Genomic DNA, 26,233 nt, shown 5'->3' with positions numbered 1-26,233 from the left:
CCACGTCCCATCAGGCCTGTGCAGCCAGCCCGTTTGTCGTTGGTGCAGCGCCCTGCTCTACCGGCAGGATCAAGTGTTCAGGTATTGCGCTGTGCCACTTCTTGGCAGCCCAGTAGTACAGCGCAGCCGGTACCACCAGGCCGATGATCCAGGAGATATCGGTGTCGCCGAGGCTGGCGACCAGTGGCCCGGTGTAGAAATGCGTGGAGATGAACGGCATCTGAATCAGCACGCCAAACACGTAGATGCTGATGCCCATCAGGTTCCAGCGACCGTAGCGGCCGTCGGGATTGGACAGCGCCGGGATGTCGTAGCGTTCTTTGGTGATGCAGTAGAAATCCACCAGGTTGATCGCGCTCCAGGGCGTGAAAAACGCCAGCAGGAACAGGATGAACGCGGAGAAATCCTTGAGGAACGAGTCCTTGCCCAACAACGCCAGCGCGGCGGCAAGCGACACCATGACGAAGATGTACAACAGGCGCGTGCCACTGCCGATATGTCGGCTGCCACGGAAGCCGCTGATTATCGTCGCGATGGACATGAAGCTGCCGTAGGCATTCAGGGTGGTCACGGTGACCTTGCCGAAGGCGATGCTGAAATACAGCAGCGCGGCGACGATCCCGGTACCGCCCAGGCCGACGATAAACGACACTTCGTGGTGAGCGAATTGCGAACCGGCCAGGGCCGCTGCAAATACACCAAACACCATCGAAGCCTGCGCGCCGATCACTGAACCCAGGCCCACGGCCCAGAAGGTTTTCGACGCTTGCGTGCTGCGTGGCAAATAGCGCGAGTAGTCCGCCACGTAAGGGCCGAACGCAATCTGCCAGGACGCCGACAGGGAAATCGCCAGCAGGAAACTGCTCAGGGAGAAATGCTTGTTGCCCAGCAACGCACCGATGTCGTTACCGGCCAGCAGCTTGTAGAACAGGTACACGAAGGCAACCACCCCCAGCACGCTGGCGATGCGACCGATACCGTGGATCACCCGGTAGCCGAAGATCGTGAACACCATAATCAGCCCCGCGAACAACACGATGCCGACCCAGTCTTCGACGTGGAGCAACTGCGCCACCGCCTGCCCCGCCAGCAACGAGCCGCTGGCGGAAAACCCGATGTACATGAGGCACACCAGCACCAGCGGGATCACCGCGCCATACACGCCAAACTGCACGCGGCTGGAGATCATTTGCGGCAAGCCCAATTGCGGGCCCTGAGCTGCGTGCAGCGCCATGACGCCGCCACCCAACAGTTGACCGATCAACAGACCGATCAACGACCAGAACACATCACCGCCCAACACCACGGCCAAGGCCCCGGTGACAATCGCGGTGATTTGCAGGTTGGCACCCAACCACAGGGTGAACTGACTCAATAGACGGCCGTGTCTTTCCGCTTCCGGGATGTAGTCGATCGAACGCCTTTCGATCAACGGGGTGGTGCTTGCACGAGCGTCTGTTACAGCCATTTATGTTCAACCTCTGATGGATTGTTCTGGATGCGGATTGCTCTTCTGTGGGAGCTGGCTTGCCTGCGATGGCATCACCTCGGTCTTACTGAAAAACCGAGTCGTCTGCATCGCGGGCAAGCCCGGCTCCCACAGGACCGAGCCTGTCTTTACTTGATCATCGGGAGATTGAGGCCCTGCTCTTTGGCGCAGTCGATGGCGATCTGGTAACCCGCATCGGCATGACGCATCACGCCGGTGGCCGGGTCGTTGTGCAGTACGCGGGCGATGCGCTCGGCCGCTTCGTCGGTACCGTCGCAGACGATCACCATGCCGGAGTGCTGGGAGAAGCCCATGCCGACGCCGCCGCCGTGGTGCAGCGAAACCCAGGTCGCGCCGCTGGCGGTGTTGAGCAAGGCGTTGAGCAGTGGCCAGTCGGACACGGCGTCGGAACCGTCCTGCATCGATTCGGTTTCACGGTTAGGGCTGGCCACCGAGCCGGAGTCCAGGTGGTCGCGGCCAATCACGATCGGCGCCGACAGCTCGCCGCTGCGCACCATTTCGTTGAATGCCAGGCCGAGCTTGGCGCGCTGGCCCAGGCCAACCCAGCAGATACGTGCCGGCAAGCCCTGGAAGCTGATGCGCTCGCGGGCCATGTCCAGCCAGTTGTGCAGGTGGGCGTCGTCCGGGATCAGCTCTTTGACTTTGGCGTCGGTCTTGTAGATGTCTTGCGGGTCGCCCGACAGCGCAGCCCAGCGGAACGGGCCGATGCCACGGCAGAACAGCGGGCGGATGTAGGCCGGTACGAAACCCGGGAAGTCAAAGGCGTTTTTCACGCCCTCTTCCTGGGCCATCTGGCGGATGTTGTTGCCGTAGTCGAAGGTCGGCACGCCCATTTTCTGGAAGTCCAGCATCGCCTGAACGTGCACCGCCATGGATTGCTTGGCGGCCTTGATCACCTCGGCCGGTTCGGTCTTGGCGCGGGCGCGGTATTCGTCCCAGGTCCAGCCGGCGGGCAGGTAACCGTTGAGCGGGTCGTGGGCGCTGGTCTGGTCAGTGACCATGTCAGGGCGCACACCGCGCTTGACCAGTTCCGGCAGGATTTCCGCCGCGTTGCCCAGCAGGGCGATGGAGATCGCGCGGCCTTCCTTGGTGTATTTCTCGATGCGCGCCAGGGCGTCGTCGAGGTCGGTGGCTTGCTCGTCAACGTAGCGGCTGCTCAGGCGGAAATCGATGCTGACCTGCTGGCATTCGATGTTCAGCGAGCACGCGCCGGCCAGGGTGGCGGCCAGCGGTTGGGCACCGCCCATGCCGCCGAGGCCGGCGGTCAGGACCCAACGGCCCTTGAGGTCATCGTTGTAATGTTGGCGGCCAGCTTCGACGAAGGTTTCGTAGGTGCCCTGCACGATGCCCTGGCTGCCGATGTAGATCCAGCTGCCAGCGGTCATCTGGCCGTACATGGCCAGGCCCTTGGCGTCGAGTTCGTTGAAGTGTTCCCAGCTGGCCCAGTGCGGCACCAGGTTGGAGTTGGCGATCAGTACGCGCGGGGCATTGCTGTGGGTCTTGAATACGCCGACGGGTTTGCCGGATTGCACCAGCAGGGTTTCGTCGTCGTTGAGGTTGGTCAGGCTTTCGACGATCTGGTCATAGCATTCCCAGTTGCGCGCGGCACGGCCGATGCCGCCGTACACCACCAGTTCTTTCGGGTTCTCGGCCACCTGTGGGTCGAGGTTGTTCATCAGCATGCGCAGCGGCGCTTCAGTCAGCCAGCTTTTGGCGGTGAGCTTGTTGCCACGGGCAGCGCGGATTTCAACGTCACGGTACTTGGTAGGCTTGGTCACAAAAAATTCCTCAACGATCAATGCGCGAACATGATTGGTGCGAAGAGGATGTTCATGGACTCTTACGCACACATCTTTACTTGTACATACAAGCATATGCAATCAGACGGCCAACTTGGCTGAGGGTCGCTGCAGATTTTTTGCGAACGGGAGCGCAAGCCTTTAAGAACAAGGCTTAGCAGCTTGATGAATTTTCTTGCAGGAGGTTTTTACAGCGAGGGAGGCTTGTTACTCAGGCAGGCTTTTGCGCCATGCTGGGGCATTCGGTAACAAGTTGGTGCGGGGTCTTGGAAACACGATGTGGGGGGGAAGCCCCCACTTGTTCAAGCCCGTGCAGTCAGTTCGATGACGCAGCAACGGCCGGTGACGCTGACGTCCAGCAGGCCGGTGTTACCGTCCAGTTGCAGGCAATCGTGACGGTTCAGCCGCTCACCGAGCACCTTCACTTCATCGGCCACGCTGAACACCAGCACGGTGTGGGCGGCGCTGAAGAAGCGCTGCGTACCGTCCATCCATTGCAACCGCGCTTGATAGCGTTGCGGCGAATAGATGAGGTTGAAATCGCGGATCGGCCCACCGATCAATCGGCAGGACACCTGGCTGTCACCCTTGAACGGGAACGGCTGCAGCGGTAACAACCCGAGTTGATCCTCGCCGTCCACCGTCAGCACCATGCCCGAACCTTGCAGCACGGTGATGATCCGCTGATACCCGGCAAAGGTGGAGAACCCGCCCGACTCGGCGATATCGGCAATCGACAGGCGCCAGCCGAAACCGTCCAGGCCCTCGCCCGCGTCACGGGTGATTTCTTCAGTGCTGCCGCCACCGTTTTTCCACGGCATGCGGATGTAATCGGCGGCGCGCCAGACTTTCATCGAACTCATTTACTGAAACGTCCTTCCAGGCTATGACGGGAACCGGGGTGGATCAAACGCGCAGCCGTGACCGGCTGGCGGCCAGACCAGGTGCGACGGCGAATCAACAGGCATGGCTCGCTGGTTTCGATTTGCAGCAACTTGCATTCATCGGCGTCGGCCAGGATCGCCTCCACCACGTGCTCGCCTTCGGTCAGCGGCGCCACCTGGTTGAGGTAGGCATAAGGCGTTTGCTGGGTGAAATCCTGCTGCAGGTATTCCGGCGCGACCAGGGCGTTGACGAAGCGGTCTTCGATTTGCACCGGGATGTCGTTTTCGTAGTGCACGATCAACGAGTGGAACACCCGACCGCCTTCGCGCATTTCCAGGGCGACAGCGCGCTCGGAACCGGCGGCTTCTTCACCGAGGGTGATGACTTTGCACGTATGACGATGACCGCGAGAGGCGATCTCATCGGCAATGTTGTGCACTTCAAACAGCGCCGATTGACTCTTGGGCTCGGCGACAAAGGTGCCCACACCTTGCATGCGCACCAGCAGGCCTTCAGCGGTCAATTCGCGCAGCGCGCGGTTGATGGTCATGCGGCTGAAGCCCAGCTGGTTGACCAACTCGCTTTCCGACGGCACGCGATAATGCGGCGGCCAATTGCCGTTGAGAATCTGCTGGCTGATCATCTGTTTGACGCGGGCGTACAAGGGCGCCGGACTTTCGTCCATGTGGGCAGCCAGTGGAGACTTGGCAGGCGGAGTCGGCACGGGAAATCCTTGTAGGTGAAAAAGAAGCATAGCTTGCCGGAGTTTACCGAGCAGGCAAACGTCTGTATATGTATATACAAATAAACACGACCGGGGTGCCTGAATCATGTCCGCTTTCTTTGCCGAACGCGCGCTGCTGCCTAATGGATGGGCCAACGATGTACGTCTTGAAGTCAGCGCCGATGGCCTGCTGATCAAGGTTGAGCCCAACGCCAGTGCAGACGGTGCCGAACGGCTCAGGGGCCCGGTGCTGGCGGGCATGCCGAACCTGCATTCCCACGCGTTCCAGCGGGCGATGGCCGGGCTGGCGGAAGTGGCCGGCAACCCGAATGACAGCTTCTGGACCTGGCGTGACCTGATGTACCGGATGGTTGGCAAGATCAGCCCCGACCAACTGCAGATCATCGCGCGCCAGCTGTATATCGAAATGCTCAAGGCCGGCTACACCTCGGTGGCCGAATTTCACTACGTGCACCACGACGTCAGCGGCCAGCCTTATGCAGACCCCTCCGAGCTGTCGCAACAAATCAGCCAGGCCGCCGCCAGCAGCGGTATCGGCCTGACCTTGCTGCCGGTGCTCTACAGCCACTCCGGTTTCGGCGGCCAGGCGCCCAATGAAGGCCAGCGGCGCTTTATCAACAGCACCGAGCATTACCTGAACCTGCAATCACGCCTGCAACCGATTCTGGCAGCGCAACCGGCGCAACAACTGGGCCTGTGCTTCCACTCGCTGCGCGCGGTAACACCACAACAGATCAGCGACGTGCTGGCCGCCGGCGACAAGACGTGCCCGGTGCATATCCATATCGCCGAGCAGCAAAAGGAAGTCGACGACTGCCTGGCCTGGAGCGGCCAGCGTCCGCTGCAATGGCTGTATGACCATGTTGAAGTGGATCAGCGCTGGTGCCTGGTGCACGCCACCCACGCCAACCCGGAAGAAGTGACGTTGATGGCCAAGAGCCGGGCGATTGCCGGGCTGTGCCTGACCACTGAAGCCAACCTGGGGGACGGAATTTTCCCGGCGGTGGACTTCCTGGCCCAAGGCGGGCGCATGGGGATTGGTTCCGACAGCCATGTATCGCTGAGCGTGGTGGAAGAATTGCGCTGGCTGGAATATGGGCAGCGGCTGCGGGACCAGCGGCGCAACCGGCTGTATCGCAGCGATCAACCGATGGTCGGCCGTACGCTGTTCGATGCCGCGCTGGACGGCGGTGCCGAAGCGCTGGGGCAGCCGATTGGACGCCTGGAAGTCGGCAAGCGTGCGGACTGGCTGGTGCTGGATGGCAACGATCCGTACCTGGCGACGGCAAACGAAGACGGGATTCTCAATCGCTGGCTGTTTGCCGGTGGTGATCGCCAGGTGCGCGATGTGCTGGTGAACGGCCAGTGGGTGATTCGCGACGGGCATCACGCCGCCGAAGAAGACAGCAGCCGGGCGTTTACCCAGGTTCTGAGGGATTTGCTGGGCTAACAGACGACACATAACAAAATGTGGGAGCTGGCTTGCCTGCGATAGCGATGGTGAATCCAACACCGCTATCGCAGGCAAGCCAGCTCCCACATTGGAACGATGGCGTTCTTCCGTTACTGCGAAGTCTTCGCCATCTGCTTGTCCGACGTACGCCAGATCAAGCGCGTGGTGTCATACCCCTGTTGTCGCGCCCTGCTCAGCAGGTCTTCGCGTGTGTCGGCGCTGACCGTCGGCGTGCGCGACAATAACCACATGTAGCGCCGGCTAGGGCTGCCGACAATGGCGGTCTTGTAGTCATCGCTGACGTACAGCACCCAGTAATCGCCCTTGGCCACGCCCGGCAACAGCGAGGTGAACCAGTTATTGAATTCCACCCACAGTTTGTCGGTCCTGCCGGCGACCTGCGGCGTGGCCGTGCCCTTGGCTTCTTGCCATTTCCACTCAGGCGTCAGGCAGCGGTTGAATACCGACATATTGCCGTCGGGCAACAGCGTGTAGCGGGCTTCGGACTGTGCGCAATTGCGCTGGAAGTACATCGGCAAACGGGCCAACTCATACCAGGTGCCCTGGTAACGCTTGAGGTTGACGCTGCCGACAGTCTTGGGTTGCAGATCATCGCCAGAATGGCTGGCGCAGCCCGCCAAAAACAGGCTGGCGCAGAGGTATAGAACGAAACGCATCATGTTGTTTTTCTCCCGCAGGCTTTCGCCCCGGTTTACTTCAGGCCTTGCCCGGAAAAAATCAGTACTTTGTCACCGGCGTATTGCACGCTGATAAAGCTGTTTTTATCGCCCCAGGTGCAACTGGACATACCCAGCGCGCCAGAGCAATCAGTCGGCTTACCCAGCAACGACTCCACTTCGGCCTTGGGCATGCCGGCCGACAGTTTTGCGTAATTTTCTTGGGTGACCTTGCTGCAAGCGGCCAGAAGCACGCAAAACGACAACAGGGCGAGACGGCGTAACGACATGGAATAACTCCTGGAGAGACGAAGCAGCTTGGGGGTCTGCCAGAAGCTTAGAAGGGAAAAGGGGTGTCTGGTTCCCGACGAGCGAAAACAAAAAAGCCCCGAAAACGCTGAAACGTTTCGGGGCTTTTGCTTACCGCAAAGACTTACGCCTTGTGGTAGCCGGTCACACGCTCAACTTCTTCCTTCGACCCCAGGAACACCGCCACACGCTGGTGCAGGCCTTCAGGCTGGATGTCGAGGATGCGCTGGTGGCCGTCGGTGGACGCACCGCCCGCCTGTTCAACCAGGAACGACATCGGGTTGGCTTCGTACATCAGGCGCAGCTTGCCCGGTTTGGAGGGCTCACGGCTGTCACGTGGGTACATGAACAAGCCACCACGGGTCAGGATACGGTGCACGTCGGCAACCATCGCAGCCACCCAGCGCATGTTGAAGTTCTTCTTCAACGGACCTTCTTCGCCGGCCATCAGCTCGCTTACATAGCGAGTGACCGGCTCTTCCCAGTGGCGCTGGTTGGACATGTTGATCGCAAATTCCTGGGTGGACACAGGAATGGTGATGTCTTCGTGGGTGAGCACGAAGCTGCCCATTTCACGGTCCAGGGTGAAGCCTTTGACGCCGTCGCCCAGGGTCAGCACCAGCATGGTCTGCGGGCCGTAGATCGCGTAACCGGCAGCGACCTGCTCGGTGCCTGGCTGCAGGAAGGCCTTTTCGTTCAGGGCTTCGTTCTGGCTCAGGTATTCGTTCGGGCAACGCAGTACCGAGAAGATGGTGCCAACCGGCGCGTTGATGTCGATGTTCGACGAACCGTCCAATGGGTCGAATACCAGCAGGTAGGCGCCTTTCGGGTACTTGCCCGGGATCTGGTAGGCATTGTCCATTTCCTCGGACGCCATGCCGGCCAGGTGACCACCCCATTCGTTGGCTTCCAGCAGGATTTCGTTGGAAATCACGTCGAGTTTCTTCTGCACTTCGCCTTGTACGTTTTCAGTGCCCATGCTGCCCAGGACACCACCCAACGCGCCTTTGGAGACGGCGTGGCTGATTTCCTTGCAAGCACGCGCCACCACTTCGATAAGGAAGCGCAGATCGGCAGGCGTGTTGTTGCTGCGGGTCTGCTCGATCAAATAGCGACTCAGGGTAACGCGGGACATGGAAGGCTCCGGAAAGTGGGGGCTAAAAACCCGCGCAGTTTAACGCGAGTCGGGGCGTATTTCCTCCTATCAGAGGATTTAAACCCAATAGAGTTCATGGACTTTATTTAACGTGCCACCGGCGGCTTGCGCAGCAAACTGTAGGCCATGGCGCCCAGCGCCGCCACACCGAGCAGCAGCACGGCCCAAAGACCGAGCTTTTTCCAGTTCGGCCCGGCATCAACAGGGGTCGCAACCGCAGGCGAAGTCACCACCGCTTCGCCCGCCACGTTGGCCTGCCCAAGCGTGGCGAAGCGTTCAGCACTGTAATCCGGGATCAACGTCGACAGCGGCAAATTCGCGCCTTTCACCGACGGATTGCCCAACGCCAACGTGAACGGTGGCTCGCCCCGTGCCAGAAAAACCAACTGCGTGGCCCGCACCGCAAAGCTCAGCGTCGGCGCCTCCACACCCAAGCCACCGCCGCGTTCGTCCACGTTGAGCTTGAGCTGCGCAACGGCCTGCCCGGGCAACTGCAATTCGTTCTGTAAAACGTCCTGGCCATTTTGCGTCAGTCGATAGAGCAAGCCACTGCTCAAAGGCTGCCAGGCCTGATTGTTCTCACGACGGCCCGACAAAGTAACGGGTGCAAGGCTGTTGGGTTGGCTCAAGTCGATTCGCAAGCGTTCGACGTTCAGTGCGCTGGGCAACTGCCAGCTGTATTCCCCGGCCTTGAGACGACTGCCCGACAACGGCTGCGACCACACCAGCGGCAACGGCAAGCTATGGGCGCTGACACTCTCCAACTGCGCCGACGTCAGTGCCGGTGCGGCCTGGCCTTTCCAGAGCAGACGCAGGTAACGCGCCGACTGCCCCGGCAAACTCACTTCGTGCTGCTCGACCCGCTCATCGGCAAACGACAGTCGCGCCACCTGCCCTTCGCCCCAGGCACGCCAGTGCTGCAAGTCGTCGCTGGCTTCGATGCTGAAACGCTGGAAGCCGTCGCGCTCACTGGTCCAGTCGAGAACCAGTTGCTGCAACGGCGCATTGATCCCACTGGCATCGAGCAACCAGCCGCGCAGGACCTCTTCGCCTGCCTCCAATTGGCTAGGCGGCTGCACTTGCACCAACGTGCCGGTGGAAGTGGATTGCACACGCACGCTGGGCACGGCTTCAGCGGAGTCGGCCGCGGCGTACAACGGGAACCACTTCACGTTGGACAGGCTGCGGCTTTCGGTGCTTTGCACCGACTGCCGCGCCAGCGCGTAGGCCTGAGGTTCGCCGGCTGCGTTGAACACCCGCACATCACTCAGGTCGGCCTGACGGGCGCTCAATTGCACCGCCAGCGGCAGTTCCAGACGGTACCACGGGCCTTCGCCACTGACCGTCAGCGGCACCCGCGTGGTGAAATCGGCGGGCGTTTCCTGGGCCCAGGCCGATAACGTCGTGCACAACCCCAACAGCGCCACACTCAGCTTGCCCATCAAGAGGCCACTCCTTCAGTTTCAATCACCGGTTCGGGGCGCTTGGGCGGCAGCGGCGCGAAATAGCCCACCACCAGCAACAGCCCGCCCACACCGATAAACGATACGATCCGCGCCAGCCCGCCGCGGTTGCTCAATTCGACGAAGAACAATTTGGCGACCACCACGGCAATCAACGCCGCACCGATCAACCACACCTCACGCCGGTGACGCAGATGGCCACCGATCATCAGGCTCAGGGCAATCAAGGTCCAGACGATCGACAACCCGGCCTGCACCAGCATCGACTCCAGCAACGCATCCAGATGGAACGGCACACCGCCCCAATGGTGAGCCGTGCGCATCACCAGCGCGGTGAAGAAGGCGAACAACGACGCACCGGCGACCGCCTGGGCGACCAGCTCGGCGCGCGGCCCGCGTTCTGGTGCGGCACTGCGAGACCATAGGTACACACCCAGCAGTGCGAACAACAATCCCAGATCCAACGGGTTAAGCAGCGGTACATACGGCAACGGCTCGGCGGTGCCGTCGCTGAAGATATTCGCCAGCCAGAACCAGCCGAGCATCAGCACCGCCAACGGCAGCGCGGCATACAACCGGTACTCGCGTGGGTACGCCGACACCGGCCACGGCCAACTGCGCGGCGCAGCGGCCAGCACCAGATACAGGCTCGGCAGAATCGCCCAGCCCAGCCAGCGCCAGGCGTTGTATTCCTCGGACAGCAGCAACAGGCCGTAGCGCAACTCCAGCGCCAGCACGCCGATCAGCAGCCAGCAACCGAGCACGTGCGCGGCGCCCAGGGCTTTTTCCGGGATGACCAACGCCAGGCGCCGCAGCGACATGAAGTGCACCGCAAATACCGCTGCCCACGCCAGCCAGGCGAAATTCGCCGCCGGGTGATAACGCGAGCCCCACGCGCCCAGCAACACCACGCCCGCCGCCGGCATCAACAGCGTGCAAAGCAAGCCCAGCGACGCCCATTGCAGCCGCAAGGCCAATACGGCCCAGATCGCCACACTCACCGCCGCCACCGCCAATAGCCAGGTACCTTGCAGCATCGACGGCGCAAAACGCAGCACTTCACTGACCAACGCCAGCGTCCACCAGCCCGCGCCCCACACCAGCAGCACGTCGGACAGCCGCTGCAAACTCAGCGTTTCGAACACCGGTGCATGTGGCCGGCTCTGCAAGCGCCAGGCACCGACCAGTGCTGCCAGCCCGAGCACCATTGGCGTCCAGAAGCCGCTATGGCCCAAAGGACGCAAACCCTCGCTGGCCAGCGGCCCGAGCAGGTCCGGCACCGCGATCAGGAACGAAGCGCCACCGATCACTTGCAGCAACAACCCGAAGACAAAACTGACGCGCTGTTGCAGATACAGGCTCAGCCAGATGATCAACAAACCACTGGCCGCCCACACGCCGCTGGCGGTTTCCCACGGCAGCACGAACAGCACCGCCAGGTTGATCAGCACCAGCCCGGCCAGCAACACCACCGACAGGCCACGCAACAACCGCGCATCGCTGCGCACCATGGTGTCCCGCGCGGCTAGCAGCACGCCGCCAATCAACGCCAGGCCAATCAGCGAAGCCGTGAGCAGCCCGCTCCAACCCGCACTGAACACCGCGCCGGAATCGGCGCCCGTCCGCAACCGCAGCAGGAACAGCGCCCCACCCAGCAGTTGCACGGCAAACGCGGTAAAGAGGAACGTGCGCGAGCCGATGCGCAGCCCGACCAGCAGGGTCGCAAGACCCGCTATCGCCCAACTGATGGCGGTGCCTTGGGTCGACAGCAGCAGCGGCGCAAGCAGGTACAAGAAACCCAGGCCGACGCTGGCCAACACCGGCAAGCCACGACGCTCCCACTGCGCCGCTTGCTCCACCGGCGCCTTGCGCAACTGGAAGAAACTGAACAGCAATGCCGCACCCAGCAACAACGCACCCAACGGTGCGCCATCCAACAGACTGGTCTCGCCCACCCGCAATTCGCTGAGGAACGCCAGCGCGGAGCCGACTTGCAACAGCAAGCCAAACGCCCGCGCCAACGGCCGTTGCTGGCGTAGGCCGAGCCAGAAGATCCCGGCGCCTTCCACGGCCCAGGCCGCCGCGGTCCAGCGTGCGTCGAGGCCCAGGGGAATCGCCAGGCTGGCAAAGATCACGCCCAGCGCCAGGCAGGTTTCCGCCAGCAGCAAGGCGCGCCCGCCGCTCAACAAACGGGCCAGGCCCATGTAGGTAATGCCCAGGGCCAGCGCGCTGAACGCGGCGGCAAACTCCAGGTGCTGCACCAGCGCAAACTGCAAACCGAAGCCCACCAGCGGCGGACCGAACAGCATGCTGCCGTCAACGTAATCACCTTTGGCCGCTGACCAACGCAGCAGCGCGCCACGGCTGTCATCGTCCGGCGCGTCGCGCATCTCCAGCAACTTGCGCCGGGCGAACAACAGGCCGATGCCCAGGTACATCAGGAAAAATAGAATCAGGAACGGCTCGGTGCTCCACAGCAACTCCGGCGTATAAGAGCGCATGCCCCAAGCGAAGCCGATACCGAAGGTGCCGACAAAGCCGATCAGGTTGAGCAGGCGCCAGGCCTTGAACCAGGCGATGGCGAGAATGCCCGCGTTAAGCAGGGCAAAGTAACTGAACAGCGCCACATGATTACCGGCGCCGGTAGACGTAAGGATAGGCGCGGCAAAACCGCCGAGGGCGGCGGCGCAGGCCAGGCCGAGGGCGTCCTGGGTAATCGCCAGGATCGCCGAGAACACCGTGACAGCCACCAGCAAGCCGAGGGCTGCACCGGGATCAAGCAACGGATGCAGGCGCATCGCGGCGAATACCGTCAGGTACAACACGGCAATACCGGTGCCTTGCAGCATCAACCCGTAGTTGCTATTGCGCAGCCGCAGCCACCAACCCAGGCCCAGCAAGGCCAACGCACAGCCGGCAACACCGGCATAACGCAGCTCGATCGGCACCACCATGCCTTCAGTGGCATAACGCAGCAGGAACGCCAGGCCGAGGAACAACAGCACCACGCCGACCCGCAGCACGGTGTTGCCACCGAACAGCCAGTTGCGGGCACCGCTGATGGCGCGTTCGATGAAGTTGGGGCCGCGAGGTAACGTAGGCGCGGCGGGTTGTTCAGGAATGCTGGCGCTCGGCTCAGCCCTCCACACGTCAGCCGGCAATGGCTGGCTGGGCTCGGCCACCACGGTTGCGTAGGCAGGTTCCAGTTCGGCGGGTAATTCCCAGACGAGTTCGGGCGGCGCCGCTACCGGCAGCGGCTCTTCGACAAAGACAGGTTCAGGGGCTTCAACGGCGGCAGGCCTTTCCAGCAGAGCCAGGCGTTGCTCGACCACCTTCAGGGCGTTCCGGGCCGACTCCAGCTGACGGCCTTGCTCCTCCGTACGCGAGGCAAGCATCGACAGGCGAATCGCCTGGCCAATGCCCAAACCGAGCAACGCACCAATGCCCGCATCACTGAACGACTCATCGAGCGTCCAGCCGAGCACCAGGCCAATCAGCATGAAAATCCATTGCATGGTGGATATCCCTAAGCAGCCCGAAGCGGGCGGAACCGGCGCTTAGTATATCGACAAGGCCCAACACAGGTTGGGCCTTGGGGCACAGATTAAGAAAAACTCAGTCCAGAGCTTTCCAGATCTCCGTCGCATACTCCCGGATGGTCCGGTCCGACGAGAACCACCCCATGCGCGCGGTATTGAGCACCGCCGAGCGCCACCATTCCTTGGAATCGTGCCAATGAGCCTCGACCCGCGCCTGGGCATCCCAGTAGGAATCAAAGTCGGCACAGACCAGGAAGCGGTCGTAGTCGATCAGCGAATCCACCAACCCGGCATAACGGCCCGGATCATCCGGCGAGAACACCCCGCCGCGAATCGCTTGCAGTACGTCATTCAAGCGATGAGACGCGGCAACGTCTGGCCCGGCATTGAACTCTCCGGCATGCTTGCGCGCTTCAACCTGCTCGGCACTGAGGCCGAAGATAAACATGTGATCCGCGCCGACACGCTCGTGCATCTCGACGTTGGCGCCGTCCATGGTGCCGATGGTCAGTGCACCGTTGAGGCCGAACTTCATGTTGCTGGTGCCCGACGCCTCAAAGCCGGCAGTGGAAATCTGCTCCGACAGGTCAGCCGCCGGAATGATGCTTTCCGCCAGGCTGACGTTGTAGTTGGGCAGGAACACCACCTTGAGCAACCCACGCACGGTGGGGTCGTTGTTGACGGTGCGGGCGATGTCGTTGGTCAGCTTGATGATCAGCTTGGCCTGGTGATAGCTGGCCGCTGCCTTGCCGGCGAATATCTTCACCCGCGGCACCCAATCGGTGCCCGGCTCGGCACGGATCGCCTGGTACAGCGCGACGGTGTGCAGCAGGTTCAACAGCTGGCGCTTGTACTCGTGGATCCGTTTGACCTGCACATCGAACATCGCCGCCGGGTTGACCGAAACCCCCAGGCGCTCGTGAATGATGTCGGCCAGCGCCCTTTTGCTATGCAGACGCTGCTCGGCGAAGGCTTTGCGGAACGCTTGCTTCTCGGCGAAGGTTTCCAGCTCAACCAGACGGGTTTCGGTGTTGTCGAGAATGTCCGGACCCAGCGCTTCCACCAGCATCGCGGTGAGTTTTGGATTCGCCTGGAACAACCAGCGGCGAAACGTAATGCCGTTGGTTTTGTTATTGATGCGGTCCGGGTAGAGCTTGTGCAGTTCAGAGAACACCGTGCTGCGCATCAGTTGGGTGTGCAGGCCCGACACGCCGTTCACGCTGTGGGAGCCGAGGAACGCCAGGTTGCCCATGCGTACGCGGCGGCCGTTGTCTTCCTCGATCAACGAGACGGCGCGCAGTACGTCGAAGTCGTGGATGCCTTTGGCCCGGAGCGAGTCGATGTGCTGGGCATTGATCAGGTAGATGATCTGCATGTGCCGCGGCAGCATGCGTTCCATCAGGCCGACCGGCCAGGTTTCCAAAGCCTCGGGGAGCAAGGTGTGGTTGGTGTACGACAGGGTTTCGACGGTCACGTCCCAGGCGGCATCCCACGGGATGTCGTGCAGGTCCACCAACTGGCGCATCAACTCGGCCACCGCAATCGACGGGTGCGTGTCGTTGAGCTGGATGGCCGCGTGTTCGCCCAGGCTCAGCACCGAGCCGTGCATGTTTTTGTGGCGACGCAGCAAGTCCTGCAACGAGGCGGAAACGAAGAAGTATTCCTGGCGCAGGCGCAGTTCCTGCCCCGCTTCGGTGCTGTCGGCCGGGTAGAGCACTCGGGAGATGCTTTCGGCGCGGGCCACTTCGGCGACAGCGCCCAGGTGGTCACCGGCGTTGAAGCGTTCCAGGTGCAGGTCTTCCACCGCACGGGCACGCCACAGGCGCAAGGTGTTGACACTTGCGCCGCGCCAGCCGACCACCGGGGTGTCATACGCTACCGCGCGTACAGTTTCATTCGGTGACCACACCTGAATCGACTTGCCGGACGCGTCCAGCACGGTTTCCACACCACCGCCAAAGCCGATCGGGTAGATCACTTCGGCGCGCTCGAACTCCCAAGGGTTGCCGAAATCCAGCCAGCGTTCGGTTTGTTCCTGCTGCCAGCCGTCGACAATTGCCTGGCGGAACAGCCCATGCTCATAACGAATGCCATAGCCGTGGCCGGCAATGCCCAGTGTCGACATGCTTTCCATGAAGCACGCCGCCAGGCGGCCAAGACCACCGTTGCCCAGGGCCGCGTCGGGCTCCAGCAGGCGAATGCGCTCCATGTCCACACCGAGCTCACTCATGGCCTCACGGGCCACGTCCAGCAAGCCGAGGTTGCTCAGACTGTCGTAGAGCAGACGGCCGATCAGGAATTCCAGCGAGAGGTAATAGACCCGCTTCTGTCCCTTGCGGTAGATGTGTCGCGTGTGGTCCATCCAGTGGTCGACCATGTGGTCGCGGGCGGCCAGTGCGATAGCTTCGAACCAGTCGTGGTCGAAGGCATGATCGGGGTCCTTGCCCACCGCATAGGTCAGTTTGGTCAAGACGGCATCGCGAAATGCGGCTACCTCTGCTTCTCGTACAAGCGGTTCCTGAGACATCGATGCGACCTCGGGCGAGATAGAAGGAGTTGCTAGAGCCTAGACGGTCTGACAGACGGTAGACGCTCTGGTTCGGCAGTTTTTTAACTCATTCACCTTTGCGGGAAATTGATGCAGGGGCCGTGCCCGTTTGTAGCCCGTCACAGCCTTCGAGCTGAAACCTGGAAGATATTGTTCAAAAAACCACCAATTCCGGTATGATCCCGCGCCGGATAACACCCCTCTTGGAAACCTGATGAAGCCTCAACTGATCGCCGCCGCGGAACTCGACCGTCTCGAGACCTGGCAGAAATACTCAAGCCATATGTGTGGCGGCTGTGTGTCGAGCTGCTGCACCCTACCGGTTGAGGTGAAGATCAAGGACCTGATCCGCATCGGCATCGTCGATGAATTCGAGCGTGGCGACCCGCCGAAGAACATCGCCAAGCGCTTGCAGAAGGAAGGTATCGTCGAGCGCTTCAATGCCAAATCCGAGATCTTCACCCTGCAGCGCATGAGCAACAACGATTGCCTGTACCTGGATCGTAAGAGCCGCTTCTGCACTATTTATGACAAGCGCCCGGATACTTGCCGCAATCACCCGAAAATCGGGCCGCGTCCGGGGTATTGCGCGTACAAGCCGAAGGAAGTGGTGCGCGAGACCAATCATCGGACACTCGATAAGTTCTGATCCAAATTTTTGTGGGGGCCTTGAGGGCCCTATCGCAGGCAAGCCAGCTCCCACAGTTGAATGTGTGCACATATCAAAATGTGGGAGCCGGGCTTGCCCGCGATGAGGCCGTCGCAGTCACTACAGATATTGCAGGCATAAAAAAACGCCCCCGACCTTGCGGTCGGGGGCGTTTTTTTGCAGCTAACTAAAAGACTTAGTTACCAGCTTTTTTCGCAGCGCGGGTACGCTCGCTTTCGCCCAGGATCTTCTTACGAAGACGGATGGACTTAGGAGTGACTTCGCACAATTCGTCTTCTTGAACGAATTCCAGAGCCTGCTCCAGGGTGAAGCGGATAGGCGGAACCAGAGCGATGGTTTCGTCTTTACCCGAAGCACGCATGTTGTCGAGCTTCTTGCCCTTGGTTGGGTTAACGCCCAGGTCGTTGTCGCGGCTGTTGATGCCGACGATTTGACCTTCGTACACGTCTTCACCGTGACCCAGGAACAGTTTGCCGCGAGCTTGCAGGGTTTCCAGCGAGTAAGTCAGCGCCTTACCGGTAGCTACCGAAACCAGCACGCCGTTCTGACGGCCGGACATGTCGCCGGACTTCATCACGTCGTAACGGTCGAAGATCGACGTCAGGATGCCTGCACCGGAGGTCAGGGTCAGGAACTCGTTACGGAAACCGATCAAGCCACGAGCCGGGATGTTGTACTCAAGGCGCACACGGCCCTTGCCATCCGGAACCATGTTGGTCAGGTCGCCTTTACGGATACCGATCTGTTCCATGATCGAACCTTGGGATTCTTCCGGCAGGTCGATGGTCACGTTTTCGTACGGTTCGTGCTTCACGCCGTCAACCATACGGATGATCACTTCCGGACGACCAACACCCATTTCGAAGCCTTCGCGACGCATGGTTTCGATCAGTACCGAGAGGTGCAACTCACCACGGCCGGAGACTTTGAACTTGTCAGCCGAGTCGCCTTCTTCAACGCGCAGAGCAACGTTGTACAGCAATTCTTTGTCCAGACGCTCCTTGATGTTCCGGGAGGTCACGAACTTGCCTTCTTTACCGCAGAAAGGCGAGTCGTTTACCTGGAAGGTCATGGAAACGGTTGGTTCGTCAACGGTCAGCGGCTTCATCGCTTCGACGTTCAGTGGGTCGCACAGCGTGTCGGAGATGAACAGCTGGTCGAAGCCGCTGATGCAGACGATGTCGCCGGCAGCTGCTTCTTCAACGTCGATGCGGTGCAGGCCGTGGTGACCCATCAGCTTCAGGATACGACCGTTGCGCTTCTTGCCGTCGGCGTCGATAGCGACAACCGGAGTGTTCGGCTTGATGCGGCCACGAGCGATACGGCCAACGCCGATAACACCCAGGAAGCTGTTGTAGTCCAGTGCGGAGATTTGCATCTGGAACGGACCATCGCGGTCGACTTTCGGCGCAGGTACGTTGTCGACGATCGACTGGTACAGCGGGGTCATGTCTTCAGCCATGTCGGTGTGTTCCAGACCGGCAATGCCGTTCAGGGCCGAGGCGTAGACGACTTTGAAGTCCAGCTGTTCTTCGGTAGCACCCAGGTTGTCGAACAGGTCGAAGATCTGGTCCAGAACCCAGTCCGGACGTGCGCCTGGACGGTCAACCTTGTTGATGACCACGATTGGACGCAGGCCGGCTTCGAAAGCCTTCTTGGTCACGAAACGGGTTTGCGGCATAGGGCCGTCTTGAGCGTCAACCAGCAGCAGAACGGAGTCAACCATCGACATTACGCGTTCAACTTCGCCGCCGAAGTCGGCGTGGCCCGGGGTGTCCACGATGTTGATGTGGTAGCCGTTCCAGTTGATGGCGGTGTTTTTCGCCAGAATGGTAATACCGCGCTCTTTCTCCTGGTCGTTGGAGTCCATCACGCGCTCGTCGTTGAGCTCGTTGCGCTCCAGGGTGCCGGATTGACGCAAGAGTTTGTCTACCAGGGTGGTCTTACCATGGTCAACGTGAGCAATGATGGCGATGTTGCGTAGATTTTCGATCACTTGTGTATCTCGATCAGAGGATTCGGTGTGCTGACAGGTCGTGGCAGCGATTAACAGTAGAGTCAGGCCTTGCCGTTACAGCTTGACGGCAGAGTCGGGGGGCCGGTGACGCAGGCCACAGGCAAACAGCCCCGGGCTCTTAGCTCGGTCGATAAACGCGCACATTGGCATGCCCCTCACTGAGCAAATGGTGGGCATGCAGGCGACTCATCACGCCTTTGTCGCAATACAACAGGTACTGACGGCTGTCATCCAGTTCCTTGAAACGCGCATTCAATGCATAGAACGGCAGCGTTTGTACGTCGATGCCAGCAATTTCCAGCGGCTCGTCTTCAGCGGCATCCGGGTGACGGATGTCGATGATGATCTGACCGGCCAGAGCCTCGCTGACTTCTTCGATCTGCAAATCCTGGCCCAATTCGTCGATAACCCGATCGATCGGCACCAGTTTGGCGTTCTCAAGCGCTCGCTCGAGAACTGCCATGTCGAACTGTTGTTCTTCGTACTCCACGCGGTTGCGTTTGGCGTGGGTCTTGGGGTTCACCGAGATGACCCCGCAATATTCCGGCATGTGCTTGGCGAAATCCGCCGTGCCGATCTGGGTCGCCAGGTCGATGATGTCTTGCTTGTGACTGGCGATCAGCGGGCGCAATACCAGCTTCTCGGTCACAGAGTCGATCAACGACAGGTTCGGCAGGGTCTGGCTGGACACCTGGGAAATCGCTTCACCGGTGACCAGTGCGTCGATTTCCAGCCGATCCGCGATTCGGGACGCAGCGCGCAACATCATACGCTTCAATACTACGCCCATATGACTGTTATCGACTTTCCCGAGAATTTCTCCCAGGACTTCCTCGAACGGTACGCTGACAAACAGCACCCGTTGCGAGCTGCCGTACTTCTTCCAGATGTAATGCGCGACTTCCATCACGCCCAATTCGTGTGCACGCCCGCCCAGGTTAAAGAAGCAGAAGTGGCTCATCAGCCCGCGGCGCATGATCTGGTAGGCCGCAACGGTGGAATCGAAACCGCCGGACATCAAGACCAGGGTCTGTTCCAGGGCACCCAGCGGGTAGCCGCCGATGCTGTCGTGCTGGCTGTGGATCACAAACAACCGTTGGTCGCGAATTTCCATCCGCACTTCAATTTGTGGCGCTTTCAGGGAAATTCCGGCGGCGCCGCACTCGCGACGCAGCTTGCTGCCCACGTATTTCTCGACATCCATGGAGCTGAACGGGTGCTTGCCGGCGCGTTTGCAACGCACCGAAAAAACCTTGCCCGCCAGCACATCGCCGTAGTGCTGTTTGCACTTTTCGGTGATGTCGTCGAAGTCACCCAACGGGTACTCGTCGACCTGCAGGAAATGCGCGATGCCCGGCACGCAGCTCAGGCGCTCGGTCATGTCCTTCAAGGCCTTGGGGTCTGTGAGGCGGGTTTCCAGTTCGAGATTGTCCCACACACCGTTCACCACCACAGCCGGGTCCAGATCGCGGAGCACGGCACGGATGTTCTTGGCCAATTGACGGATGAAACGCATCCGTACCGGTCGGCTCTTGATGGTGATCTCGGGGAAGACTTTAACGATTAATTTCATGAAAACAGCGCGCGCAGGCCCAGCCGAAAAAGGGGGGCGCGGATTATAGCGGAAATCGCTCAAGGTTTAACCAGTTAATATGCATCGAACCTTTCGCGCACCAAAACAGGTCATAAATGAAAATTCGCGCTACATTGCGGTGCGCATTTTCTTCCGCTTCAGCGGATTGCACCTTTATAGGGGCGTTTTTGTGGCAAAAAACCCATGTCGGGGCACTGGCATGCAATTTGCTCTCTTGTGAGGCAGGTTGCCTTGGTCGAGTATTCGCGCCGGCATCACCCACATTCTAAGGGCTACTCCACTACCCCAGCCCGAAGCCACCCGGAGGACACTATGTCGAAGTCGGTTCAACTCATCAAAGATCATGACGTCAAATGGATTGATCTGCGCTTCACGGACACAAAAGGCACTCAGCACCACGTGACCATGCCGGCTCGCGACGCGCTGGATGACGCCTTCTTCGAAGAAGGCAAAATGTTCGACGGTTCCTCCATTGCCGGCTGGAAAGGCATCGAAGCTTCCGACATGATTCTGATGCCGGACGACAGCACCGCCGTACTCGACCCGTTCACCGAAGACCCAACGCTGATCATCGTCTGCGACGTGATCGAGCCTTCGACCATGCAAGGCTACGACCGTGACCCACGTGCGATCGCCAAGCGTGCCGAGGAATACCTGAAGTCGACCGGTATCGGCGACACCGTATTCGTAGGTCCGGAACCAGAATTCTTCATCTTTGATTCGGTCAAGTTCAAGTCCGACATCTCTGGCTCCATGTTCAAGATCTTCTCCGAACAAGGTTCGTGGATGTCCGACCAGGACGTGGAAGGCGGCAACAAAGGCCACCGTCCAGGTATCAAAGGCGGCTACTTCCCGGTTCCTCCGTTCGACCACGACCACGAAATCCGTACCTCCATGTGCAACGCCATGGAAGAGATGGGCCTGGTCATCGAAGTTCACCACCACGAAGTGGCGACTGCCGGCCAGAACGAAATCGGTGTGAAGTTCAACACCCTGGTTGCCAAGGCTGACGAAGTACAGACCCTGAAGTACTGCGTTCACAACGTGGCTGATGCCTACGGCCGTACCGCTACCTTCATGCCTAAGCCTCTGTACGGCGATAACGGTTCGGGTATGCACGTTCACCTGTCCATCGCCAAAGAAGGCAAGAACACCTTCGCTGGCGAAGGTTATGCCGGCCTGTCCGACACCGCCCTGTACTTCATCGGCGGCATCATCAAGCACGGTAAGGCCCTGAACGGCTTCACCAACCCGTCGACCAACTCCTACAAGCGTCTGGTCCCAGGTTTCGAAGCGCCAGTGATGCTGGCCTACTCGGCTCGCAACCGTTCCGCTTCGATCCGTATTCCTTACGTGTCCAGCCCTCGCGCTCGCCGTATCGAAGCCCGTTTCCCGGATCCAGCAGCCAACCCGTACCTGGCCTTCGCTGCCCTGGTCATGGCCGGCCTGGACGGTATCCAGAACAAGATCCACCCAGGCGACGCCGCCGACAAAAACTTGTACGACCTGCCGCCTGAAGAGGCCAAAGAGATCCCACAAGTGTGTGGCAGCCTGAAAGAAGCCCTGGAAGAGCTGGACAAGGGCCGTGCGTTCCTGACCAAAGGCGGCGTGTTCAGCGACGACTTTATCGATGCCTACATCGCCCTGAAAAGCGAAGAAGAAATCAAGGTCCGCACCTTCGTACACCCACTGGAATACGAGCTGTACTACAGCTGCTGATCCGGTAGCGCTGCTTAACGTGGCGTGATGAAAAAGGGCCTCCTTCGGGAGGTCTTTTTTTTGCCTCGGGATAGCGCAGAGTCAGCCATCTGTTGTATTGACTGACACACCGTCATCGCGGGCACGCCCGCTCCCACAAGGAGATCACCGTTGAAACGTCGACTTGCGTTCGCCCTGCTGTGCTTCAGCGCCAATGTATTCGCCGCACCACCCACCCTCGCCCCACTGCTCGACAGCATCGCCGAACGCCTGGCGATTGCCGACCAGGTGGCCCTGAGCAAATGGGACAGCCACAAGCCCGTCGAGGACCGTGCGCGGGAGCAGGACGTAATCGCCAGCGTCGTCGCCCAGGCGCCGAGCTACAAACTGGCACCGGCCCAGGCCGAGCAGTTTTTCTCGGCCCAGATCGAGGCGAACAAATTGGTGCAGTACGCCCACTTGTCCGACTGGCAACTGCAAGGCAAAGCCCCTAACGATCCACGCCCTGATTTGGTCGGGCAAATCCGCCCTAAACTGGACCTGCTGCAAAAACGCCTGCTGCAACAGCTGGCAGACTTCACCCCGGAGCGCAGCGACCCGCAATGTCCACAATGGCTGGCCCAGGCCAATCACGCACCCGCCAAGGACCCGCTGCACCAACTGGCAATGATCCGCGCCACTGCCGAGCTGTGTGTCTACAAGAACTAAAACTGCGACCCCAATCAAAAATGTGGGAGCTGGCTTGCCTGCGATAGCGGTGTGTCAGCACCCAAAATACCAGCTGATAGTCAGCTATCGCAGGCAAGCCAGCTCCCACAGGTTTCAGTGACACGAGTTCCTGAACAGACTTCTCAAAACCGCACTATATTGGTGCGATACGCTGCACCCTTCCCACTTACGCAACCCATTTTGGTTCGAAACTTCCCGCGCAAGCTGGCAGAACGCCACAGTTTCGCGCCTTAACCTCCCATTTCAGGGCTTTAACGCTTCTTTTCGGAGCTTTGGTTTGGTTTTTGCATTTTCCTTGTATCAGCGCACGCCTCAAGGCCGCGCCTTGCTCCAAAAGAGGTCCTAATGACCATCAGCGACGCACTGCACCGCCTGCTACTCGACAACCTGACCACCGCGACCATTCTGCTCAATGACGAACTGCGCCTTGAGTACATGAACCCGGCGGCGGAAATGCTGCTGGCCATCAGCGGACAGCGCAGCCATGGGCAATTCATCAGTGAACTGTTCACTGAGTCGGCCGAGGCCTTGAGCTCATTGCGCCAGGCCGTGGAGCAGGCGCACCCGTTCACCAAGCGCGAAGCGATGCTCACCGCCCTCACCGGCCAGACCCTGACGGTCGACTACGCGGTTACACCGATCCTGAGCCACGGTGCCACTTTGCTCCTGCTGGAGGTGCACCCCCGGGATCGCCTGCTGCGCATCACCAAGGAAGAGGCGCAACTGTCCAAGCAGGAAACCAGCAAGATGCTGGTGCGCGGCCTGGCCCACGAGATCAAGAACCCCCTGGGCGGGATTCGCGGCGCCGCACAGTTGCTGGCCCGCGAGCTGCCGGACGAGAACCTCAAGGACTACACCAACGTCATCATCGAGGAAGCCGACCGCCTGCGTAACCTGGTGGACCGCATGCTCGGCTCCAACAAACTGCCGTCGCTGGCGATGACTAACGTCCACGAAGTATTGGAGCGGGTTTGCCAACTGGTAGAGGCCGAAAGCCAGGGCTGCATCACCTTGGTGCGCGACTACGACCCGAGCATTCCCGACGTATTGATCGACCGCGAGCAGATGATCCAGGCGGTGCTCAATATAGTGCGCAACGCCATGCAGGCCATCAGCAGCCAGAACGAACTGCGCCTGGGCCGCATCAGCCTGCGCACCCGCGCGCTGCGCCAGTTCACCATCGGCCACGTGCGCCATCGCCTGGTGACCAAGGTCGAGATCATCGACAACGGCCCGGGCATCCCTGCAGAACTGCAGGAAACCATCTTTTTCCCAATGGTCAGCGGCCGCCCGGACGGTACCGGGCTCGGCTTGGCCATTACCCAGAACATCATCAGCCAGCACCAGGGTTTGATCGAATGTGAGAGCCATCCCGGTCACACCACCTTCTCGATCTTTCTGCCACTGGAACAAGGAGCCCCATCGACATGAGCCGTAGTGAAACTGTCTGGATCGTCGATGACGACCGTTCTATCCGCTGGGTCCTGGAGAAAGCCTTGCAACAGGAAGGCATGACCACCCAGAGCTTCGACAGCGCCGACGGGGTGATGAGTCGCCTGGCTCGCCAGCAGCCCGACGTGATCATCTCCGACATCCGCATGCCCGGCGCCAGTGGCCTGGACTTGCTGGCGCGGATTCGCGAGCAGCACCCGCGCTTGCCGGTGATCATCATGACCGCGCACTCGGACCTGGACAGCGCTGTCGCGTCCTATCAGGGCGGTGCCTTTGAATACCTGCCAAAACCGTTCGATGTGGACGAAGCGGTGGCGCTGGTAAAACGCGCCAACCAGCACGCCCAGGAACAGCAGAACCAGGAAGCTCCGCCGGCCCTGACCCGTACCCCGGAAATCATCGGCGAAGCGCCGGCGATGCAGGAAGTGTTTCGCGCCATCGGGCGTTTGAGCCACTCCAACATCACCGTGCTGATCAACGGCGAGTCGGGTACCGGTAAAGAACTGGTGGCTCACGCCCTGCACCGTCACAGTCCACGGGCCGCGTCGCCGTTCATCGCATTGAACATGGCGGCGATTCCGAAGGACCTGATGGAGTCGGAACTGTTCGGCCATGAAAAAGGCGCGTTCACCGGCGCGGCCAACCTGCGCCGCGGCCGTTTTGAGCAGGCCGATGGCGGCACGCTGTTCCTCGATGAAATCGGCGACATGCCGGCCGACACCCAGACGCGCTTGCTGCGGGTCCTGGCCGACGGCGAGTTTTACCGCGTAGGCGGGCACACGCCGGTCAAGGTCGATGTACGCATTATCGCAGCGACCCACCAGAACCTGGAAACCCTGGTGCATGCCGGGAAATTCCGGGAAGACTTGTTCCACCGCCTGAACGTGATCCGTATCCACATCCCACGGATGTCGGACCGCCGCGAAGACATCCCGACCCTGGCCCGCCACTTCCTCAGCCGCGCCGCCCAGGAGTTGGCTGTCGAGCCGAAGCTGCTGAAAAGCGAGACCGAGGAATACCTGAAGAACCTGCCATGGCCGGGCAACGTGCGTCAGTTGGAGAACACCTGCCGCTGGATCACGGTGATGGCTTCGGGTCGCGAAGTGCATATCAGCGACCTGCCGCCTGAGCTGCTGAGCCTGCCGCAGGATTCGGCACCGGTGACCAACTGGGAGCAGGCACTGCGCCAGTGGGCCGATCAGGCCCTGGCACGTGGCCAGTCGAACCTGCTGGACAGCGCTGTGCCGGCTTTCGAGCGGATCATGATCGAAACCGCCCTCAAGCATACCGCCGGTCGTCGTCGCGACGCCGCCGTGCTGCTGGGCTGGGGCCGCAATACCCTGACTCGCAAGATCAAGGAGCTGGGGATGAAGGTCGACGGCGGTGACGATGATGAGGGTGATGAAGCCTGATCACTAATCCCTGATCCACTGAAGATCTAATGTGGGAGCCGGGCTTGCCCGCGATGGCGCTGTGTCAGTCACCGGATGTATCGACTGACACAGCGCCATCGCAGGCAAGCCAGCTCCCACATTTGTTTTGTACCAGACTAACGACCGTGCACCGCTTCAATGCACCACGAACCGGCATCGCGCACAGATCCAACGCTTGAAACGCCAACCTTGTTAAGAAAATATTAAAATCCAAAAAAGCCAAAGCCCCGTATTCCGGGGCTTTGCGCTTTCTGAAGAGATTTTTTGGCGCCACTTCGCAATTCTGGCACGCGCCCTGCAATAACCCTGTCACTACCCAGTTTCGGGGACCTTGGTACAGGCAGGCCGAGAATCCCCTCTTTACACCCGGGGTGCTTGATGCGAATCGCGTCGCGCCCCACACCCGTTTCGGGAACCTCGGTACAGGCAGGCCGGGGATTCCCTCTTTAACACCGAAGCCTTTGGCTTCACCCCGTTTTGGGAGCCCTGGTACAGGCAGGCCGGGAACTCCCTTCTTTACACCCGGGGCTTATGAGGCAACGCGCCCATAGCCCCA

The 26,233-nt window shown here is 60.5% G+C and carries 18 protein-coding genes; 6 read left to right on the top strand and 12 right to left on the bottom strand.

The window, feature by feature from the left end:
- Positions 1–10 precede the first annotated feature (10 nt).
- From K0H47_RS05100 to hutC, 4 genes are all read right to left on the bottom strand, one after another.
- Positions 11–1,468 (bottom strand): cytosine permease, encoded by a 1,458-nt coding sequence (locus tag K0H47_RS05100; protein WP_063033494.1) that lies wholly within the window; start codon positions 1,466–1,468, stop codon positions 11–13.
- Positions 1,469–1,617: 149 nt separating this feature from the next.
- Positions 1,618–3,288, bottom strand: a complete 1,671-nt coding sequence (gene hutU, locus K0H47_RS05095; RefSeq protein WP_093210159.1) for a urocanate hydratase — start codon at positions 3,286–3,288, stop codon at positions 1,618–1,620.
- A 323-nt stretch (positions 3,289–3,611) separates the two neighbouring features.
- Positions 3,612–4,172, bottom strand: a complete 561-nt coding sequence (locus K0H47_RS05090) for a HutD family protein (RefSeq protein ID WP_218263218.1) — start codon at positions 4,170–4,172, stop codon at positions 3,612–3,614.
- Entirely contained in the window at positions 4,169–4,948 is a 780-nt protein-coding gene (gene hutC / locus K0H47_RS05085) for a histidine utilization repressor (RefSeq protein ID WP_173860423.1), read from the bottom strand. Before hutC ends, K0H47_RS05090 begins: the two co-directional genes overlap by 4 nt.
- A gap of 76 nt (positions 4,949–5,024) precedes the next feature.
- On the opposite strand from hutC, the gene K0H47_RS05080 reads away from it, so the two are divergent.
- A complete protein-coding gene (locus K0H47_RS05080; protein WP_177071082.1) occupies positions 5,025–6,389 on the top strand; it encodes a formimidoylglutamate deiminase in 1,365 nt (454 codons plus the stop codon).
- A 113-nt stretch (positions 6,390–6,502) separates the two neighbouring features.
- Here K0H47_RS05080 and K0H47_RS05075 read toward each other — a convergent pair whose 3' ends face one another.
- The 6 genes from K0H47_RS05075 to K0H47_RS05050 form a co-directional block, all read right to left on the bottom strand.
- The gene (locus K0H47_RS05075; protein ID WP_017478186.1) at positions 6,503–7,072 is read right to left on the bottom strand and encodes a lipocalin family protein; all 570 of its coding nucleotides are present in this window, start codon (positions 7,070–7,072) and stop codon (positions 6,503–6,505) included.
- A 32-nt stretch (positions 7,073–7,104) separates the two neighbouring features.
- On the bottom strand, positions 7,105–7,359 hold the full coding sequence (locus K0H47_RS05070; protein WP_003217986.1) for a hypothetical protein: 255 nt from the start codon (positions 7,357–7,359) through the stop codon (positions 7,105–7,107).
- Positions 7,360–7,502: 143 nt separating this feature from the next.
- Entirely contained in the window at positions 7,503–8,513 is a 1,011-nt protein-coding gene (locus K0H47_RS05065; RefSeq protein WP_063033497.1) for a class 1 fructose-bisphosphatase, read from the bottom strand.
- A 107-nt stretch (positions 8,514–8,620) separates the two neighbouring features.
- Entirely contained in the window at positions 8,621–9,976 is a 1,356-nt protein-coding gene (locus K0H47_RS05060) for a DUF3999 domain-containing protein (RefSeq protein WP_218263217.1), read from the bottom strand.
- Positions 9,976–13,512, bottom strand: coding sequence for a DUF2339 domain-containing protein (locus K0H47_RS05055; RefSeq protein ID WP_219272104.1), 3,537 nt, complete (start codon positions 13,510–13,512; stop codon positions 9,976–9,978). Before K0H47_RS05055 ends, K0H47_RS05060 begins: the two co-directional genes overlap by 1 nt.
- 100 nt (positions 13,513–13,612) lie before the next feature.
- Positions 13,613–16,063 (bottom strand): glycogen/starch/alpha-glucan phosphorylase, encoded by a 2,451-nt coding sequence (locus K0H47_RS05050; RefSeq protein ID WP_063033500.1) that lies wholly within the window; start codon positions 16,061–16,063, stop codon positions 13,613–13,615.
- 235 nt (positions 16,064–16,298) lie between these two features.
- Here K0H47_RS05050 and K0H47_RS05045 point away from each other — a divergent pair, with 235 nt between their 5' ends.
- Positions 16,299–16,733, top strand: coding sequence for a YkgJ family cysteine cluster protein (locus tag K0H47_RS05045; protein WP_063033501.1), 435 nt, complete (start codon positions 16,299–16,301; stop codon positions 16,731–16,733).
- Between the two features lie 196 nt (positions 16,734–16,929).
- On the opposite strand, the gene typA is transcribed toward K0H47_RS05045, so the two are convergent.
- Together typA and thiI are read right to left on the bottom strand one after the other, a co-directional pair.
- The gene (gene typA, locus K0H47_RS05040; RefSeq protein WP_063033502.1) at positions 16,930–18,750 is read right to left on the bottom strand and encodes a translational GTPase TypA; all 1,821 of its coding nucleotides are present in this window, start codon (positions 18,748–18,750) and stop codon (positions 16,930–16,932) included.
- A gap of 139 nt (positions 18,751–18,889) precedes the next feature.
- Entirely contained in the window at positions 18,890–20,344 is a 1,455-nt protein-coding gene (gene thiI, locus K0H47_RS05035) for a tRNA uracil 4-sulfurtransferase ThiI (RefSeq protein ID WP_063033503.1), read from the bottom strand.
- A gap of 333 nt (positions 20,345–20,677) precedes the next feature.
- Here thiI and glnA point away from each other — a divergent pair, with 333 nt between their 5' ends.
- The 4 genes from glnA to ntrC all read left to right on the top strand — a co-directional run bounded on the left by glnA (position 20,678) and on the right by ntrC (position 25,656).
- Positions 20,678–22,084 carry a glutamate--ammonia ligase gene (gene glnA / locus K0H47_RS05030; RefSeq protein WP_003217999.1) on the top strand — a complete coding sequence of 469 codons (1,407 nt, stop codon included), beginning with the start codon at positions 20,678–20,680 and terminating at the stop codon, positions 22,082–22,084.
- A 150-nt stretch (positions 22,085–22,234) separates the two neighbouring features.
- Positions 22,235–22,771 carry a chorismate mutase gene (locus tag K0H47_RS05025; protein WP_219272103.1) on the top strand — a complete coding sequence of 179 codons (537 nt, stop codon included), beginning with the start codon at positions 22,235–22,237 and terminating at the stop codon, positions 22,769–22,771.
- 366 nt (positions 22,772–23,137) lie between these two features.
- Positions 23,138–24,223 carry a nitrogen regulation protein NR(II) gene (glnL, locus tag K0H47_RS05020; RefSeq protein ID WP_003218001.1) on the top strand — a complete coding sequence of 362 codons (1,086 nt, stop codon included), beginning with the start codon at positions 23,138–23,140 and terminating at the stop codon, positions 24,221–24,223.
- Positions 24,220–25,656, top strand: a complete 1,437-nt coding sequence (ntrC, locus tag K0H47_RS05015; protein ID WP_008435682.1) for a nitrogen regulation protein NR(I) — start codon at positions 24,220–24,222, stop codon at positions 25,654–25,656. The genes glnL and ntrC overlap by 4 nt, the downstream gene beginning before the upstream one ends.
- The last annotated feature ends 577 nt before the right edge of the window (positions 25,657–26,233 follow it).

It is taken from the genome of Pseudomonas sp. Xaverov 83, from assembly GCF_019352905.1.
GTDB classification, from domain to species: Bacteria; Pseudomonadota; Gammaproteobacteria; order Pseudomonadales; family Pseudomonadaceae; genus Aquipseudomonas; species Aquipseudomonas yamanorum.
The sequence above is the reverse complement of the archived record's forward strand: the minus strand, read 5'-3'. Positions and strand labels throughout refer to the sequence as shown.